We start from the raw sequence: 1,802 nt of genomic DNA, 5'->3' as shown, positions 1-1,802 counted from the left end.
TTGGCGCACAGTTGTCCTAGGAGCAGCTATCTTGGGAGCGGTGCTGACTCCTTCGACAGATCCTCTCACTCAAAGTTTACTGGGGGGTGCTGTACTTGGTCTGTATTTTGGTGGGATTGGAATGGTGAAGTTGGTGGGTAAATAATATTAAGTCGGGTTAATCAACCCGCTATCAAAACTACTATTGCGCTTCTAAATCGAATCTTTCTAATACAAGTGTTAGGATTTATGGAATAGTAATATAATGACCAATGATCAATTAATAACTAACTATCTTTAGCATTATTGTCGCTAATTAATAATAGTCATAAGTTCTGGCAAAACCATGAATTATGACTATTTATCAAAAGATAATAAAGGCTCTTCGTCACAATTTGATGCTAATTTGAATTTCGCTTATGCTGAAATTTACTGGGCATTACTTTGACAGTTAAAAATCTCTTTATCAATTCAAAGCATGGCCCAGTAATGCGATAATAGATTTGGGCGGTTATTTAGCATAATACGATCTACGGAAGAGCCATTATAAATGTATGTAAAAACCTAGCCGACTACAGAGATTTACTAAACTTTACTATTAGTTAACTGTGTTACTTTAACAAAAATTCGCGAAATTCCCCAACCTCTACGTTCGCGTAGCGTGGCCTACGGCCAAGTAGGTTGGGGATGGATAGCTGGGATTTTGACTTTACGCCTTGACAAATTACTGAAAAATATATATAATAGTAATCAAGGTCGATAACAAGGTTGAGTCCAATGAAACATAAAGCCGTCAAAGTCAGAATCTATCCCACTCAAGAGCAGGTTCAAATCCTTGCCCAACACTTTGGGTGCGCTCGTTGGTGGTGGAACTATGGGCTAAATCAGTGTATAGAAACTTACAAGCAAACTGGCAAAGGATTGAAACAATCTGCACTCAACTCTATGCTGCCAAAACTCAAAAAAGAAAAAGAAACTGAATGGCTAAAAGATTGTTACTCTCAGGTTTTGCAATCTGTAAGTCTCAATCTTAGTCGTGCATATCAAAACTTTTTTGTTCGCGAAGCGTGGCCATAGGCCAAGGTAGAGCTAAATATCCTAGGTTCAAATCATATCATCATCGCCAATCAATTCAATATCCCCAAAACGTAAAACAAGTTGGTAATTATTTGAAATTCCCTGGAAAACTGGGCATTGTCAAAGCAGTAATCCATCGACCATTAGACGGGGAAATCAAAACGGTGACAGTCAGTAAAGACCCTTCTGGTAAGTATTACGCTTCTGTGTTAGTCGAGTATGAGGGTGACCATGTAAAGTCATCCACTGATGGGAAGGTGATCGGTATTGATTTGGGCATCAAAGATTTTGCGATCACCTATGATGGCGAAAAGACCTCTAAGTTCAGTAATCCCAAACATTTGGCTAAGTATGAAAAAAAACTAGCCAAAAAACAGCGTATTGCTGCCCGAAAGAAAAAAGGTAGTAATGGGCGCAAAAAGGCCGTAAAGATTGTAGCTAAGGTATACGAACAGATTAGAAATGTCCGCCAAGACTACCTGCATAAGCTATCTAGAAAGATAGTAGATCAGAATCAAGTAGTAGTAGTCGAAAACCTAAATGTCAAGGGCATGGTTCGTAACCATAAATTAGCTAAAGCAATATCTGATCTGGGTTGGGGAACCTTTGTAAACTTCCTGTCTTATAAGTGCGAAAAAGAGGGGAAAGTATTAGTCGAGATAAACCGATGGTTCCCTAGTTCTAAAACCTGCTCTAATTGTCATTACCAGATCAAGGAGTTGCCGCTTGATGTAAGAGTTTGGACT

At 38.8% G+C, this 1,802-nt stretch carries 2 pseudogenes; both read left to right on the top strand.

What is annotated here, in order from left to right:
* Window positions 1-145 (top strand): annotated as a pseudogene (locus F6K53_RS39665) (twin-arginine translocase subunit TatC); the annotation flags it as partial.
* A gap of 611 nt (window positions 146-756) precedes the next feature.
* Window positions 757-1,802, top strand: a pseudogene (locus F6K53_RS39660) (RNA-guided endonuclease TnpB family protein); the annotation flags it as partial.

Source organism: Moorena sp. SIO4A1 (assembly GCF_010672065.1).
Taxonomy (GTDB): domain Bacteria; phylum Cyanobacteriota; class Cyanobacteriia; order Cyanobacteriales; family Coleofasciculaceae; genus Moorena.
Note: the sequence above shows the minus strand (reverse complement) of the source record. Positions and strands in the feature narration are given on the sequence as shown.